Source organism: Streptomyces sp. NPDC048291, from assembly GCF_043201715.1.
GTDB lineage: Bacteria > Actinomycetota > Actinomycetes > Streptomycetales > Streptomycetaceae > Streptomyces.
In genome coordinates, this window is sequence record NZ_JBICZC010000016.1 from 169,635 (window position 1) to 185,441 (window position 15,807).

Here is a 15,807-nt window from a genome sequence, read left to right on the forward strand (position 1 = left end):
CATTACCGCGCCGCTGCGGGACCGGGCCGCCGCATTACCGCGCCGCTGCGGGACCGGGCCGCCGCATTACCGCGCCGCTGCGGGACCGGGCCGCCGTATTACCGCTCGGTGGCGTCACGGGTCACCGTGGCGCCCGGTGCGGGGGAGGTTGCCGTGCGTACCGTGCGGCAGGTGTGGGAGGTTCGGAGGGCGTCGGCGATCTTGGTGGCCGTCTCCGGGTCTCGGGCGAGGAAGGCCGTGGTGGGGCCGGAGCCGGAGACGAGGGCGGTGAGTGCTCCGGCTTCGCGCCCCGCGGCCAGGGTGTCGGCGAGCTCCGGGAAGAGGGAGAGGGCCGCGGGCTGGAGGTCGTTGGAGACGGCGGCGGCGAGCGCGTCCGGATCGCCCTTCGCCAGGGCCTGGAGCAGTTCCGCCGAGGCCACCGGTTCCGGGATGTCCCGCCCCTGCGCCAGCCGGTCGAACTCGCGGAAGACGGCCGGCGTCGACAGCCCCCGCTCGGCCATCGCGAACACCCAGTGGAAGGTGCCGCCGGTCTCCAGCACGGTCAGCTGCTCGCCCCGCCCGACGCCGAGGGCGGCCCCGCCGACCAGACTGAACGGCACGTCGCTGCCCAGCTCGGCGCAGATCGCGAGGAGTTCGGCGCGGGAGGCGCCCGCGCGCCAGAGCTCGTTGCAGGCGAGCAGCGCGCCCGCCCCGTCCGCGCTCCCCCCGGCCATGCCGCCGGCGACGGGGATGTCCTTGGCGATGTGGATGTGCACGGCGGGTTCGATGCCCCGGCGCCCGGCGAGCGCGAGCGCGGCGCGCGCCGCGAGGTTCGTGCGGTCCAGGGGGACCTCGGCGGCGTCCGGGCCCTCGCAGGTGACGGTCAGCTCGTCGGCGGGCGTGACCGTGACCTCGTCGTAGAGGCCGACGGCGAGGAAGACGTTGGCCAGGTCGTGGAAGCCGTCGGGGCGGGCGGCGCCCACCGCGAGCTGGACGTTGACCTTGGCCGGGACGCGTACCGTGACGCTCACTTACCGGACTCCTTGTGCTCGGCGTGCTCGGCGTGCTCGGCGTGCTCGGCGTGCTCGGCGATCCTGGCGAACTCCTCCACCGTCAGCGCCTCGCCGCGGGCCTGCGGGGAGACCCCGGCCGCGACCAGCGCCGCCTCGGCGGCCGCCGCGGACCCGGCCCAGCCGGCGAGCGCCGCCCGCAGGGTCTTGCGGCGCTGCGCGAACGCCGCGTCGACGACCGCGAAGACCTCGCGCTTCGACGCCGTCGTCTTCAGCGGTTCCGCACGCCGGACGAGGGAGACGAGCCCGCTGTCGACGTTGGGCGCGGGCCAGAAGACGTTGCGCCCGATGGCGCCGGCGCGCTTGACCTCGGCGTACCAGTTGGCCTTGACGGACGGCACGCCGTACACCTTGTTGCCGGGTCCGGCGGCGAGCCGGTCGGCGACCTCGGACTGCACCATCACCAGCGTCCGCTCGATGCTCGGGAAGGTGTCGAGCATGTGGAGGAGGACGGGGACGGCGACGTTGTAGGGGAGGTTCGCGACGAGGGCGGTCGGAGGCGGTCCCGGCAGCTCGGTGACGTGCATCGCGTCGGAGTGGACCAGCGCGAACCGGTCCGCGCGCGCCGGCATGCGCGCCGCGATCGTCGCGGGCAGGGCGCCGGCCAGCACGTCGTCGATCTCGACGGCGGTGACCCGGTCCGCGACCTCCAGGAGCGCGAGGGTGAGGGACCCGAGCCCCGGGCCGACCTCCACGACGACGTCGTCCGGGCGGACCTCGGCGGTGCGGACGATACGGCGGACCGTGTTGGCGTCGATCACGAAGTTCTGGCCGCGCTGCTTGGTCGGACGGACACCGAGCGCTGCCGCCAGCTCACGGATGTCGGCGGGGCCGAGGAGGGCGTCGGGGGTGGGGCTGCTCACGGGACAAGGGTACGGGCCGCCGGGGACGCCGCCGGCCGGTCACCTGTACGACCGCCTCCCGCCGGCCACCCGCGCGGCCGCTTCCCCCGGTCACTCGTCCTCTGTCACTCGTCCTCTGTCACTCGTCCTCTGTCACTCGTCCCCGGTCACTTGTGCAGCCGCGCCCCGCAGTGCGGCCAGGGCGTGGAGCCGCGGCTCACGTAGAGCTTCTTCGCGCGGAACGTCTGCTCCTCCGCCGAGGCGTCCTGCGGGCGCCCGCTGCCGCCGAGGCCGTGCCAGGTGTGGGCGTCGAACTGGTACAGCCCGCCGTACGTCCCGGAGGGGTCCACCGCGTGCGCCCGGCCGCCGGACTCGCAGACGGCGAGACCGTGCCAGTTCAGGCCGTCGGCGCCGGTCACGGAGTCGGGGTGCGGTTTGGTCCCCACCTTGACCAGCTGGGTGCGCGCCTCCCGGACCACCTCGGCCGTCTCGCGGTGCGGCTTCTGCCGGACTCCGTTGACGGAGCGCAAGTAATATGTCACACGGCGCAGCCCCGGCCGCCCGGCCCGCTCCACCACCTCGGTCCCCTTGAACAGCGTCGGGTCCGCCGTCCGCCGCACCTGGAACGGGATGGTCTCCTCGCGCACCTCCTTGCTGCCGGTGACGCGCAGCACGGTCACCGTCTGCCCGTCGCGCGGGAAGCCGGACCGGGACACGGAGGTGGTGTCCTGGCCGTGCAGGGTGATCCCGGCCTCCTCGACGGCCTCGCCGACGGTCGCGGCGTTGGTGCGGATGGTCCGGGTCCGGCCGTCCGCCAGGATGGTGACCGTGCGTTCGGTGCGTACGTCGAGCGCGAGCCCGGCGCGTCCGATGTTCTGGGAGCGCGAGGCCGACAGGTACGCGCCCTCGGCGCGTACCCCGAGCTGTCTGAGCGCCCCGTCCACCGTGCGCGCCGTCGTCCACACCTCGTGCCGTTCGCCGTCCAGCGTGAGTCGTACCGGGCGGCCGTAGCGGACCGCGACCTCGTCGCCGCTGGCCAGGACCGAACCGGGGGCGGGCGCGACCACGTCGTGCGCCCCGACCGGCACGCCCTCCTCGGCCAGCAGGCCGGTGACGTCGTCGGCGAACGTGTGCAGGGTGCGCGGCCTGCCGTCCACGGTCAGCTCGATGGCCTTGTCCTTGGCGAGGAACGCGGTGGTACCGCCCGCGAGGAACGCGACGACGAGCGCCTGCGGCAGCAGACGGCGCACGGCGGACTCGGGGCGCCGGGTGTACCGCGCCTTGCGCCGGCGCGCGGCGCGCCGCCCTGCCACGGCGCGCGCATCCGCCTCCTGCGCCTCCTCCTCCGCCCCGCCGTCGCCCTGCCGCGGCAGCTCCTGCCCGGCGACCTGCGACTGCGCGGCACGAGCGGCCTGCGCGGCCTGCGCCGTCTGTGCCGCGACCTCGTACGCCGGCTGGTAGGTGTCACCCCCGTACGCCGTGCCGTAGCCCAGCGTCTCGGCGTCGTGCGCGCCGTGCACGCCGGGCGCGCCGTAGGGGTCGTACGCCCCAGACGTCTCGTACTGCGATGTGCTCACGCCGACACGCTCCAGAGGGCCAGAGGGGTCCGGATCGGGCCCCCAGAACCTAGCGGAGCACTCGTCACTCTCCAAAGCGGCACGACTACGCACGGTCGCGAGCAGACCAAAGGTGCGCCCCCGTGAACGTTATGCGCCAGTTACGATCGATGCACCCTCAGTAGTCGAAGGCGCGGGCGGTGTTCGCGCCCAGGGCCGTCGCCAGCGCGTCCTCGTCGATGCCGCGCACGGCGGCCAGCGCGCGCACCGTGACCGGAATGAGATACGGGGCGTTGGGCCGTCCGCGGTACGGCGCCGGGGTCAGGAAGGGCGCGTCGGTCTCCACGAGGAGCAGTTCCAGGGGGGCCACCGCCACCGCGTCCCGCAGGTTCTGGGCGTTCTTGAAGGTGACGTTGCCTGCGAAGGACATGAAGTAGCCCTCGCGGGCGCACTCCTCGGCCATCACCGCGTCCCCGGAGTAGCAGTGGAACACGGTCCGCTCGGGGGCGCCCTCCTCCTTGAGGACGCGCAGGACGTCGGCGTGGGCGTCGCGGTCGTGGATGACGAGGGCCTTGCCGTGCCGCTTGGCGATCTCGATGTGGGCGCGGAAGGAGCGCTCCTGGGCGGCCTTGCCCTCGGGTCCGGTGCGGAAGTAGTCAAGGCCGGTCTCGCCGACGCCTCTCACCTGGGGCAGCCCGGCCAGCCGGTCGATCTCGGCGAGCGCCTCGTCGAGCGCGGCGTCCCCGCCTCCCGCCCGCGCCCCCTGCCGGGACCAGCCTCCCCCAGCCCCAGGGGGCTGGGAGGTGCCCCCAGGGTCGCCGTGGACGATCCGCGGGGCCTCGTTGGGGTGCAGGGCGACGGTCGCGTGCACGCTCGCGTGCGCTGCGGCGGTGTCGGCCGCCCATCGCGAGCCCTTGAGGTCGCAGCCGACCTGGACGACGGTCGTCACACCCACCGACGCGGCCTTCGCGAGGCCCTCCTCGACCGTGCCGGACTGCATGTCGAGGTGGGTGTGGGAGTCGGCGACGGGCACCCGGAGGGGTTCCGGGAGCGGCGGCGCCGCGTTCTTGTCGGCCGTACGGGAGGCCGTACCGGGGGCGTTCGAAGGCATGCCCCGATCCTACGAAAGGGGCATGCCCGCCGGACCGGCGGCCGGGTCAGCTCGCCTTGCGCTGGAAGGGGTGCAGGAGGTCCGACAGGTGCCAGTGGTGCGGCTGCCCGATCTCCGCGGGCGCCTCCGTCGCCTCGGCCGGCCCGCTCTCCGCAGCGGCCTGCCCGGCGGGACGGTCCTGCGCCGGTGACCGGTGCGACCGCTGCGCGGCGTTGCGCACCGACGAGACCTGGCCCGCACGCATGATCCGCAGGACCTGGCCGTCGCAGTTCTGGCACGAGGGCCGGCTCAGCGGCGACGGGACGACCCGGCCGTTCGCCACGTACTTGACGAACTCGTGGTTGTCGGCATCGGTGTGGTGCTCTATCTCGTACGACTGCTCCCAGCCGTGCCCGCATCGCATGCAGGCGAAGGAATACGACTCGTGGACGACGGCTGTGGCCGCACCGCGGAGGCCGGTGGTCTGCCCTGCGATCTCACTCATGCCAGCTCCTCTTGTCCGCTTGGACAAGCACGCACCCCCGGCGCGGGGATTCCCCCCGGAATCCCATGGGGGTGAGGGACGGGTGCGTCCCTGCTGACCAGTGGACGCCTTCACCGGCGCGAATGCGACAGGCCTGCCGAGTGTTGGAGGCGATTTGGATTCGGCTTGCCAAATCCGCCTCGCCGAAGAGGGCTGGGCTTTGCGTTTCCCTCCCCTGCTTTACCGTCCCGTGGGACGCGCGCTCAGAGGAGTGAGACCCCGCTCAGAGGACACATCACCGCAGGTCAGGGGCGCACGCTCAGCCGAGGAGCGGCTCGCTCAGAGATCAAGGTGCGCCCCCTGGGGACGCCGCCGCGGCAGCGCCCCTTCAGAGGCGCGGGGAACTGCGCGACCAGCCGTCCAGGACCCGCGGACCGCTGCACAGGAGCAACCACCGCGGCGCCCCCGGAAAACTCGGCGCCTACTCGGCGGAGCGTTTCGCGGCCACCACGGCGTCGAACACCACCCGCTTCGGAATCCCCGCCTGCACCGCCACCGCCGCGATCGCCTCCTTGCGGCGCTCCCCCGCCTCCTCCCGCACCCGCACCCGCCGCACCAGCTCCGCCGCGTCGAGTTCCTCCGGCCCGCGCTCCGGCGCGCCCGCCACGACGACGGTGATCTCGCCGCGCACCCCCTCGGCGGCCCACACCGCCAGCTCGGCCAGCGGGCCGCGCCGCACCTCCTCGTACGTCTTGGTCAGCTCGCGGCAGACCGCGGCCCGCCGCTCGGCGCCGAAGACCTCGGCCATCGCGGCGAGGGTGTCGTCGAGGCGGTGCGGGGCCTCGAAGTAGACGAGGGTGCGGCGCTCCTCGGCGGCCTCCTGGAGCCGCGAGCGGCGCTCGCCCGCCTTGCGCGGCAGGAATCCCTCGAAGCAGAACCGGTCGACGGGCAGCCCGGACAGCGCGAGCGCGGTGAGCACGGCGGACGGCCCCGGTACGGCCGTGACCCGGATCTCCTTCTCCACGGCCGCCGCGACCAGCCGGTAGCCGGGGTCGGAGACGGACGGCATCCCCGCGTCGGTCACGAGCAGCACGCGCGCGCCGCCGACGAGTTCCTCGACCAGTTCGGGCGTGCGGGCGGCCTCGTTGCCCTCGAAGTACGACACCACGCGTCCCTTGGGCGTCACGCCCAGCGCCTGGGTGAGCCAGCGCAGCCGCCGCGTGTCCTCGGCCGCGATCACGTCGGCGCCGGTCAGCTCCGCGGCGAGCCGGGGCGGCGCGTCCGCGACGTCGCCGATGGGGGTGCCTGCGAGGACAAGGGTTCCAGTCACGCCTCCATCCTCGCAGCCGCCACCGACAGCGCCGTCCCCCGCCGACGCCCGGGGCGGTGAACGCAAAGGAACCCACCGCGAAGCCGCATTGCACGGGACTCACACAGAACGGTTCCCTACGATGGCGCGGTGACCAGTACCGCGTCCTCCACGGACACCCGGCAGGGCCAGGCAGCGCTCGACGAGCGGCCGACGTGGCAGCAGCGGCTGCGCCGGTTCGGCTACACGGCGAGCCCGGCGCACACCACCGGTGACAGAGGCACCGCGGGCTCGGGTGCGCGGGCCGGCGTCGTCGACCGCCTGGTGCCGCCGTACACCGAGCCGAACCCCCGGCTGTGGCTGGCCCTGGGGGTGCCTCCGGTGCTCGCCGGGCGGATCACGCGCTGGTCGGGCTGGGGCGGTCCGCTCCTGGTGACGCTGATGGCGGGCGTGCTGCGGTTCTGGAACCTGGGCAGCCCGAAGGCGGTGATATTCGACGAGACGTACTACGCGAAGGACGCGTGGGCGCTCGTCCACCGCGGTTTCGAGGTCAACTGGGACAAGAACGCCAACGACCTGATCCTGCAGAAGGCCGGTCACGTCGGCATCCCGGTGGACGCGGCGTATGTCGTGCACCCGCCGGTCGGCAAGTACGTGATCGGGCTCGGGGAGCTGATCTTCGGCTTCAACCCGTTCGGCTGGCGGTTCATGACCGCGCTGCTGGGCACACTGAGCGTGCTGCTGCTGTGCCGGATCGGGCGCCGGATGTTCCGGTCGACGTTCCTGGGCTGCCTGGCGGGCGCGCTGATGGCGGTGGACGGTCTGCACTTCGTGATGAGCCGCACCTCGCTGCTCGACGGGGTGCTGATGTTCTTCGTGCTGGCGGCGTTCGGCTGCCTGGTCGTCGACCGGGACCGGTCGCGGGCGAAGCTGGCCGCCGCGCTGCCGCCGGACGCGGACGGCCGGGTCCGCCCGGACGCGGCCGTGGCCGACGGTTTCCGCTTCGGGTGGCGGCCCTGGCGCTGGGCCGCGGGCGTGCTGCTGGGCCTCGCGATCGGCACCAAGTGGAACGGTCTCTACATCCTGGCCGCGTTCTGCGTGATGGCGCTGCTGTGGGACGTCGGCGCCCGCAGGGTGGCCGGTGCCCGGCACCCGTACAAGGCGGTCCTGGCGCACGACACGGGGATCACGTTCCTCGCGACGGTCCCGGTGGCGGTCGCCGTCTACCTGACGTCCTGGATCGGCTGGATCCTGTCCCCCACCGACGGCACCGGCGGCTACTTCCGCAACTGGGCGGCCACCGACGGCAAGGGCGGGAACTGGACGTTCCTGCCGGACTGGCTGCGCGGCCTGTGGCACTACGAGCACGAGGTGTACCTGTTCCACGTCGGCCTGTCGTCGCCGCACACGTACATGTCGAACCCGTGGTCCTGGCTGGTGCTGGGCCGCCCGGTGTCGTACTACTACGAGTCGCCGTCCCCGGGCGTGGACGGCTGCCCGTCGGACGCCGGCGAGAAGTGCGCCCGTGAGGTGCTCGCGATCGGCACCCCGCTGCTGTGGTGGGCGGCCTGCTTCGCGATCGCCTACATCCTGTGGCGGTGGGCGTTCCGCCGCGACTGGCGGGCCGGTGCCATCGCGTGCGGCATCGCGGCCGGCTACCTGCCCTGGTTCATGTACCAGGAGCGCACGATCTTCCTCTTCTACGCCGTCGTCTTCGTGCCGTTCCTCTGTCTCGCGGTGGCGATGATGATCGGCGCGATCATCGGCCCCCCGGGCTCCAGCGACACCCGCCGCCTGCTCGGCGCATCGAGCGCGGGCGTCCTGGTCCTCCTGATCGCCTGGAACTTCATCTACTTCTGGCCCCTGTACACGGGCACCGCGATCCCCATCGACTCCTGGCGTTCACGGATGTGGCTGGACACCTGGGTCTAGCTGGGCAGACACACCACGAGGGCGCGGCAGACTGCCGCGCCCTCGTGGTCGTTGTTGGTCGTTGGCGGTCGTTGCTGGCCACCCTCGGACGGCCCGGAGACGGCCCACAGCGGATTGGTAGTCCACCCATGTCGACGCGAGCATTCTCAGCCTGACCAGTGGAAACAAGTCTTCCTCACTCAAGAGCAACACTTGCGTCCACGCCTCGTCCACGACAAGCGACGAGGGCCTCTGGCAGAACTCATCACAGCGCAGGAACGTGAAGGTAACGGGATCGGGCGACTCCGGTCGCAAGACCGGACAACTTGGCTACGATCGGTTCACCGATCAAGGAGGAGGGGGGATCGGCCATCTTGACCTGCTTGCCTGATCTTGACCCGACGACGGGCCTGCTGCCGCCCGGCCGTTACGCAGTGTCCCTGGACGAGTTGTACACAGCGCTTGTGGAATCCACAGGCTCCGATGTTCGACGTGAAATCTGGGAAGAATGGACTCGGCATCAGGCAGCAATCGAGGCATTCACAGGAGAGATCAGCCGTATGTGGGTCGGAGGAAGCTTCGTCAGCAGAAAGCCTGATCCCAGCGACGTAGACGTGACGTACCTGGTGAGTGCGCGGGCCTACGACCGCCTCGATCGGGAGACTCTGGCTGACCTGGCCGACCTGACGCTTCGGGGATGGTGCGTAGAACAGGGGATGCGCGTCGATGCTCACCTTGTGCGGCTCCCCGAAAGACTTCCCGTCTCACAGATGTTGCCCAGCCTCCTCAGCCAAGAGGAGAGAGAGTCGTTCAGGGACCTAGGCCTCTACGATGAGGTATGGCAATGCATCAAGCCAGAGTCTGCCCAGTCCGTTCCTGATGTGCTGCGTCGAGGGTACGTGGAGGTGCTGCTGTGACGCCAACACCGAACGCACCCATGCCCGATCCATCAGACAAGGAAGCACTCCGTCAGTGGATGAGGCATATCCGAAACAGCCGAGTGCATGGCTCGCGCGAGGAACCGAGCACCCCAGCCGAATTCGCCGCAATTCAACGAGGCCGGCTACTCAAGTCTGTAGACGTAACGACCGAGCGTGGACGGCGACGCCTTGAGGTTGCATTGACTGGGGCGGCAACCGCTGAACACATCGTTCCTGTGTCTACCCTTGGCGCATTCCTGACCAACCTTCAAGAGTCGGTTTCCGCCGTCGCTCAAGCCCTCACGGGACGACCCACAAGCTCCGCATCGATCCCGCGCGATATTCGTGAAGCTACAGCCTTGAGCGCCGCCGCAACATTCCCTTCATCTTTCGGTGTAGCAATGTACGGACCGACCACTGAAACCGGTCAAGAAAATCTATTTGGCGATTTGATCGGCGACCTACGAACTACCCTTGATGAAGCCGTAGACAAGGTGCTTGACATCGCCGACCTTTCGGAGGGTGCAGGATCAACCGACGAACTATTGGCTGAGCAACTTGCCCCCCTGGGGCAACGGTCGCTGAAACATCTCGGCCTGCTCACTGCGGGTCTTTACGATGCCGGGGTCGGAGTTCGCGTCGACTGGTACGGACAAAGCAGCCGAGCTCGACGCAGCAATTGGACCCCTTCCGGCGTTCAAAGAGTTCGCATCTTGTGTGAGCAGAGCGATTTCACCAACGTCGAAACCATGACCGTGACGGGATGGCTTGGGACGGCGAGTTCATTCCAAGGGAAGGTTGAAATTCGGACCGACGGTGGCGAGCTGATCAAAGCGAGCACTGACGACGAAATGACTGCTCACCTGGACAGGTATTTCAACAAACGCGTAACAGCCGAAGTAGAGGTTACTACCGTCCTATTTGCTGGCGGTCGTGAGCGTAAAATCTATTCCATCCTCAACCTACAGACAGTCTCCGGGTAGCAAGTCCAAACAGTAGGGCAAGCTCTGGGCGTCACATCAAGCGCAGACAGAGGTAATGACCTGCGACTCGGCGCGCTGGCTCACGATGGAAGAACAACGGAGGATGCTCAGAGGATGGGACCGAAGACGACCAAGGTCTACGAGACGCTCCGCGATCGGCTCGCCTCAGGCCGGTACGCCCCCGGCGACAAGTTCCCTTCTGAACGAACACTGACGGAGGAACTGAGCATCGGCCGGACGGCGCTTCGGCAAGTCCTTGCGCGTCTCGTGGCAGAGGGCGCACTGGAAGTTCACGGTAGGAGTTCGTACCGAGTACCGGGCACAGTGAGCGTCAAGACTCCGAACAACGTGGAGCCGTGGCAGATCCACGGCGAACGTGACATCTACGACAACCAATGGGTCAAACTCCAAGTCTGGGACGTAGAACCGCCCGGCGTGGAACGATTTGAGCATCATGTAGTGAAGCTGCATCGCGTCGCGGTTACGGCGGTTATCGACAATCAAGACCGCGTGCTCATGATGTGGCGGTATCGGTTCGTTCCTCAGCGATTCGGTTGGGAACTTCCTGGCGGGATTGTTGATGAGGGCGAGGAAGCCTCAGATACCGCGCTTCGAGAAGTCATGGAAGAGACGGGGTGGCGTCCGAATTCCGTTGAGCACGTGGTCACCTACCAACCAATGGTTGGCATGGTTGACTCCCCTCATGAAATCTTCGTCGCCTATGGCGCCGAAAAAGTCGGTTCCCCAACAGACCTCGAAGAATCGGGGCACATTGAATGGGTGCCGTTGGCCGACATTCCGGGGCTCATGGCACGCGGTGAGCTAATGGGGTCTGGCACCCTTGTCGCCCTGCTGCATATCCTTGCCACCCGGCGCAAGTAGCGGGTTACAGCCGCTCAGTGAGCAGGTCGATGCGACGGCGCTGCCGCACGGAACCCGTGCGGCTCGCCAGTAGCCGCGCCTGCCTGAGGTGAGTCTGCGCATCGTCGTACTCAGCTCGCGCTAAATGCGCCTGCGCCAAATCCGCGTGCGTTCCGGCCCTCGCCCGCACAAAGGTGGGGTCCATCACCCTCAAGGCGCCGTAGAGGCTGGTTACGGCGCTATCGTCTCCGAGTAAGGCGAGGACGTTCCCCTGCCACCGAGCAAGATGTGAACTATTAAGGAAGATGCTCAGCATGTCGGGGTCTCGGTCTTCGAGTCCTCCAGGAATGCACTCCGCAGCCTTTTCCAAGGCACGATGACAGTCATCAACCATTCCGGCGTGCGCGCACAATTCCGCCTCGGTTGCATGAAGCCACGCCCAGAGTCGGGGTGATCCGTCCCTTCCAAGGGTCCGTTGTGCGTCGCGAACCAATTCGACGCCCAGCGCGGGCCGTCCAGCCTCGCAAAGCACGTACGCCTGCTCACCCATGGCGTGCGCGAGATACATCGGAGCCTCAGCATCGCGCGCGGCCCGTTTCGCAAGTTCGTAATGCCGCCACGCCCGCTCCACCGCTCCGGAGTCGACGGCCTGCCACGCGGCAAGGGTCGACGCCCCCGCGAGTGCAAGCGCCACCGGTCGGCGCGCAGAGGGCAGTACGGCGAAGTTCAGCGCCTCTTCGAGGGCGCCAAGGTGACCGGTCATCTGGTCCACAAGGCCGGCTGCCCCCATTTGGCGATCCATGGTGCGGAGCAACTCCGTCTGCGCATTGAAAGCGCTGACCATGGATTCGCTAACGCTACTGGCTGAATCGATCCTGCCAAGTAGGTCGTCGTACCCGTCAGTGGTCGGCACCGCCTGAGCGGTCACGACCCCTCTCAACTCCGCATCAGTGGCGCCGAGAAGCTTCCGCAGGATGCCCGCGTACCGGTCTGAGATCGTGCGCTTGCCGTTCTCCCACTCAGACACGTACACCCGCAAACTCGCGGTTGAGGCGACGTCGGTGAGGTTCTGTCGGGCGTGCTGCTCGATCTCGCGAACCAGCCGCTCTTGCGACCAGCCGCGCGCAGTCCGCGCGCTCCGAAGTCCTGAACTCACAGGCCACCGCCCGGCGTTAGTTCCGATCATTGGCCCCTCCATGGTGCCTCACATCACCGCAGGTCAACAGGGGTTAACAGGACTGAAGTTAAGCCCTGTTGACTACCGGCACCCATGCCTCAGCGGGTCTTCTAGAGATGCGCCAAGGCGGGCAATCGCCGCTCGATTCAGCGAACACCCTTGACCCTGGTGCGCACCAGATGCTTCTCTACTGGTGCGCACCAGATAGTGATTGGTCGTCGTGACGGTGCACGACAACTCCACAGCGTGATCCAGAGCAGTACGACAGCCGTGACCACTCCGGCTGGGGCGACTGGAGACCAGTCGGTCATCTCCCGTCAGGGACACGTGCCGACTCAAAAGAACGGATCTGCCCAAGGGCACGGACGCCGCGCGAAGAGACCGAGATGCGATTCCTCGGGAGAGCGGGACTGAGGCACAGATCCATATCGCGCAATACGGGCCGTCACCTCCCGCAAAAGGTATCCGGCGCGGCTCAGGCCCGCGCATCTCTGACCTTCGCCGCATCTGTGCGGCGGCCGGTTGCCTCCGCTGCGCGTCTCGTACGTGCAGCGCTGAGGGGAGCCGGATCACCCGACTTCAACGGCGTGCGGCCCCGGTGTTCGAGCACCGGGGCCGCTGTTCGGGCCGTTCCTCTCTGGAAGGAACCAGACCCTATGAACCCCATCGTGACTGTTCAGGACGCTGTTACCGCGTTCGCCGACTGGATCGAACCGACGGACGCGGAACTGGACGCGATTGAGCAGGAGATCCCGCTGATCCTGGCGGACGTCGACCTGCTGGACGCGCAGATCATCACCCTGGACCGCACCCCCACCGACCTGGACACCCGCCGCATCCGGCGGGCCCGCCGCCGGGCGCTCGCCGCCCGACTGGCCCTGGTCAACCGCACGGCCGGCGCGCTGCTGCCCGGCGGTGTTGCGTGAGCACCCCGACCGCACAGACCCTGACCGCCGCGCACGCGGAGGTGAAGGCGGAGATCGCGCGAACCGACAGCAAGACCGCGCTGTTGCTGGCGTTCGTCGGTGCGGTGCTGGCTGGCGCCTGGACGATCGGCAGTGCCCTCCCGCTCAACGTCCCGGCCGGAGTGGTCGGGGTGCTGGGGATGGTGTTGCTGGTCGGTGCGGCGAGTGTGCTGCTGACGTCGGTGCGCCCGAACCTGAACGGCGGTCACGGGTTCCCCCTGTGGGCGACCCTGACCCCCGAGGAGATCACCGCGAGCCTGTCGACGGACCTCGCCGCCGACATCGCCGGACTCTCCCGCCTCGCCGTCGTCAAGTTCACCTGCCTGCGTCGCGCGGTCGACCTTACCCGCGCCGGCGGCGCCCTCCTGATCCTCGCCGTGGCGATCGCGATCGGGGGTGCGGTGTGAAGGCCAAGACCGTACTGCCGGCTGTCGCGATGACGGCCGTGTCCATGGTGCTCACCCTGGCCGTGGTCGTGATGTGGCTGGGTACGGCGATGCCGTGGCTGGTCGCCCTGGTCGTCGGTCTGGGTATCGACGGCGGATGGCTGGCCACGCTCGCCTATGAGCGCCGGTTGGCCGCGCAGGGCGACCACAGCACCCCGGTGACCGCCGTCGGCTGGTCCTTCGGCGCGATCGCCTCCGGCGTCCTAGTCACCCACGCCGTGACGGCCGAAGCGTCCACGGGGGCGTGGCTGGCCGTGGCGTGGCTGCCGCTCGCCGCCAAGGCTCTGTGGCTGGTGCACGGGCTGTGGGAGCGGACCGCTCTCACGTCGGCGGCGCTGGACATGATCCGGGGCATTCAGCAGGAAGCCCGCGATGACGCGGCAGTTGCCCGTGCCCGACTGCGGGCCGAAGCGTCCACCGAGGAGACGCGGCTGACGGCCGTGACGGAGGCTGGCGCCCGCGTCGCACGCGTCCAGGCCAAGACCGCCGAAACCCTTGCCGGGGCGTGGTCGACGCTGGAGACGGCCCGTAAGGGCGAGAGCACCGGACGGGCCCTGACCAGCGTGACGAGTCGCGTCACACCCGACGTCACACCCTCATGGGAACTGCCCGTCTGGGGCCCCAGCGAGCCGGTTGCGGCGCTGGAGCCGGCCCCCGCGCTCAGTGACGCGGTGCTGGACACGTTGGTCGATGAGATCCGCCTGAGCGAGGACCCCGCCCTGTCGTACCGGGAGATGGCCGTTCGCTTCCGCGCGGCCGGCCACTCCGCCTCCGAAGTTCGCCTGCGGGCCGCCTGGAAGCGGGTTGTGGCGTGACTGCCCGCAGTACGCGTAAGCGGCCGGTCGGGGACATGTTCCCCGGCATGGCCGATCGCATCGTCGGTCGCCCTCCCAAAGCGGAGGAAGAGCCCGAAGCGATGACCCTGGACGAAGCGATCGCCCGTTCGTTCGCCATCGTTGACCGCGTCCTGGCCGCCTTCCCCGTGGTGGCCACGGTCGGCTTGTTCTCCGGCGGCAACGACTCCGTCATCGTCAACCACCTCTTCCGCCGTCGTGTCGACGCGATCGCCCACGTCAACACCGGTACCGGCATCCAAGAGACCACCCACCACGTCCGTGACGTGGTCGACGCGTGGCGCCTGCCCCTGCATGAGCTGCACCCCCGGCACTCCTACCGGGATCTCGTGCTCGGCAACGTGCTGTCCACCCGCGGCAAGAACATCGGCCGGCAGGTATGGAAGGGCTTCCCCGGCCCAGCCGGCCACTCCGTGATGTACCGGCGGCTGAAAGATGAGCCGCTGCAACGCCTGCGGGGGCAGATCATCGGCCGGCAGGGGCGTAGTCGCAACGTCGTCTACCTGGGCGGGATGCGGTGGGCGGAGACCGACCGCAGGTTCCGTAACGCCGAAGAGGTCGACCGCGAGGGCTCCCTGATCTGGGTCTCCCCGATCGTGCACTGGACCGACGCCCACATGCGCGAGTACCGCGACCGGCACCGCTGCACCCTCCCGCACAAGCACACCCACCACATGCTGTGCACCCCCGACGCCCTGCCGTTGAACGAGGTCACGGTGCATCTGCACATGTCCGGGGAGTGCCTGTGCGGGGCGTTCGCCAAGCCGAACGAACTCGATGAGATCGAGTTCTTCTACCCCCACGCGGCCAAGCCGCTGCGGGAGTTGGAGCGCGAGGCCGAAGCGGCCGGACTGTCCGCCTGCAAGTGGGGCCAGCGTCCGCCCGGCTCGCGTCGGCGCCGCCCGGCCGGGCGGCTGTGCGCCAAGTGCGACGGCATCGAGGGACAAGCCGATCTGCTCGCCGAATGGCGTGACACCGGGCTGATCACCCCCAACCAGTTCGACACCTTCACCCGCCAAACAGCCGCCTAGGAGCCGCTGACCATGGGCAACTCCGAGATCCGCCGTATCGACCGCGAGATCGGCAAGATTCAGAAGAAGCTGGAAGCCGTCCAGCGGGGCGAGTGGTGGCCGCTGACCAGCCGCGAACGCCTCGCCATGACCCGCGCCCTGGCCGGCGGCGCCCGCAACGTCCACCGGGGACGGAGCACGAACGGTGCCGAGGACCGGATGGACTCCATCGGGTCCGCCGCCGAGAGGCGGCTGAACGCCGAACTGACCGCCCTGTACGGCGAGCGTCAGCGCCTGATCACCGAGCAGGCACGCGCCAAGGCCGCCACGAAGAAGTCGTGGTGGTGAGC

At 69.2% G+C, this 15,807-nt stretch carries 16 protein-coding genes; 9 read left to right on the top strand and 7 right to left on the bottom strand.

Annotated elements, in window-relative coordinates:
- Positions 1-98: 98 nt before the first annotated feature.
- From ACGF5O_RS38635 to rsmI, 6 genes are all read right to left on the bottom strand, one after another.
- Entirely contained in the window at positions 99-1,010 is a 912-nt protein-coding gene (locus ACGF5O_RS38635; RefSeq protein ID WP_393814593.1) for a 4-(cytidine 5'-diphospho)-2-C-methyl-D-erythritol kinase, read from the bottom strand.
- Complete coding sequence (rsmA, locus tag ACGF5O_RS38640) at positions 1,007-1,912, bottom strand: 16S rRNA (adenine(1518)-N(6)/adenine(1519)-N(6))-dimethyltransferase RsmA (RefSeq protein WP_393814594.1); 906 nt, start codon at positions 1,910-1,912, stop codon at positions 1,007-1,009. Before rsmA ends, ACGF5O_RS38635 begins: the two co-directional genes overlap by 4 nt.
- Before the next feature lie 146 nt (positions 1,913-2,058).
- Complete coding sequence (locus ACGF5O_RS38645; protein ID WP_393814595.1) at positions 2,059-3,468, bottom strand: ubiquitin-like domain-containing protein; 1,410 nt, start codon at positions 3,466-3,468, stop codon at positions 2,059-2,061.
- Positions 3,469-3,625: 157 nt separating this feature from the next.
- Complete coding sequence (locus ACGF5O_RS38650; RefSeq protein ID WP_393814596.1) at positions 3,626-4,558, bottom strand: TatD family hydrolase; 933 nt, start codon at positions 4,556-4,558, stop codon at positions 3,626-3,628.
- 46 nt (positions 4,559-4,604) lie between these two features.
- Entirely contained in the window at positions 4,605-5,042 is a 438-nt protein-coding gene (locus ACGF5O_RS38655; protein WP_393814597.1) for a hypothetical protein, read from the bottom strand.
- A gap of 460 nt (positions 5,043-5,502) precedes the next feature.
- Entirely contained in the window at positions 5,503-6,351 is an 849-nt protein-coding gene (gene rsmI / locus ACGF5O_RS38660) for a 16S rRNA (cytidine(1402)-2'-O)-methyltransferase (RefSeq protein ID WP_393814598.1), read from the bottom strand.
- A gap of 129 nt (positions 6,352-6,480) precedes the next feature.
- On the opposite strand from rsmI, the gene ACGF5O_RS38665 reads away from it, so the two are divergent.
- The 4 genes from ACGF5O_RS38665 (at position 6,481) to ACGF5O_RS38680 (ending at position 11,026) form a co-directional block, all read left to right on the top strand.
- A complete protein-coding gene (locus ACGF5O_RS38665) occupies positions 6,481-8,262 on the top strand; it encodes a dolichyl-phosphate-mannose--protein mannosyltransferase (protein ID WP_393814599.1) in 1,782 nt (593 codons plus the stop codon).
- Positions 8,263-8,624: 362 nt separating this feature from the next.
- Entirely contained in the window at positions 8,625-9,158 is a 534-nt protein-coding gene (locus ACGF5O_RS38670) for a DUF6932 family protein (protein ID WP_393814600.1), read from the top strand.
- On the top strand, positions 9,155-10,144 hold the full coding sequence (locus ACGF5O_RS38675; protein WP_393814601.1) for a hypothetical protein: 990 nt from the start codon (positions 9,155-9,157) through the stop codon (positions 10,142-10,144). Before ACGF5O_RS38670 ends, ACGF5O_RS38675 begins: the two co-directional genes overlap by 4 nt.
- 114 nt (positions 10,145-10,258) lie before the next feature.
- Complete coding sequence (locus tag ACGF5O_RS38680; protein WP_393814602.1) at positions 10,259-11,026, top strand: NUDIX domain-containing protein; 768 nt, start codon at positions 10,259-10,261, stop codon at positions 11,024-11,026.
- 4 nt (positions 11,027-11,030) lie between these two features.
- Here ACGF5O_RS38680 and ACGF5O_RS38685 read toward each other — a convergent pair whose 3' ends face one another.
- Positions 11,031-12,038 carry an XRE family transcriptional regulator gene (locus tag ACGF5O_RS38685; RefSeq protein WP_393814722.1) on the bottom strand — a complete coding sequence of 336 codons (1,008 nt, stop codon included), beginning with the start codon at positions 12,036-12,038 and terminating at the stop codon, positions 11,031-11,033.
- Between the two features lie 800 nt (positions 12,039-12,838).
- On the opposite strand from ACGF5O_RS38685, the gene ACGF5O_RS38690 reads away from it, so the two are divergent.
- The 5 genes from ACGF5O_RS38690 (at position 12,839) to ACGF5O_RS38710 (ending at position 15,805) form a co-directional block, all read left to right on the top strand.
- Positions 12,839-13,108, top strand: coding sequence for a DUF6284 family protein (locus tag ACGF5O_RS38690; RefSeq protein ID WP_393814603.1), 270 nt, complete (start codon positions 12,839-12,841; stop codon positions 13,106-13,108).
- Positions 13,105-13,554, top strand: coding sequence for a Pycsar system effector family protein (locus ACGF5O_RS38695; protein WP_393814604.1), 450 nt, complete (start codon positions 13,105-13,107; stop codon positions 13,552-13,554). Before ACGF5O_RS38690 ends, ACGF5O_RS38695 begins: the two co-directional genes overlap by 4 nt.
- Entirely contained in the window at positions 13,551-14,408 is an 858-nt protein-coding gene (locus tag ACGF5O_RS38700) for a protein spdB (protein ID WP_393814605.1), read from the top strand. Before ACGF5O_RS38695 ends, ACGF5O_RS38700 begins: the two co-directional genes overlap by 4 nt.
- Positions 14,409-14,509: 101 nt before the next feature.
- Positions 14,510-15,478, top strand: a complete 969-nt coding sequence (locus tag ACGF5O_RS38705; RefSeq protein WP_393814606.1) for a phosphoadenosine phosphosulfate reductase family protein — start codon at positions 14,510-14,512, stop codon at positions 15,476-15,478.
- Between the two features lie 12 nt (positions 15,479-15,490).
- Complete coding sequence (locus ACGF5O_RS38710; RefSeq protein ID WP_393814607.1) at positions 15,491-15,805, top strand: hypothetical protein; 315 nt, start codon at positions 15,491-15,493, stop codon at positions 15,803-15,805.
- Positions 15,806-15,807: the final 2 nt, after the last annotated feature.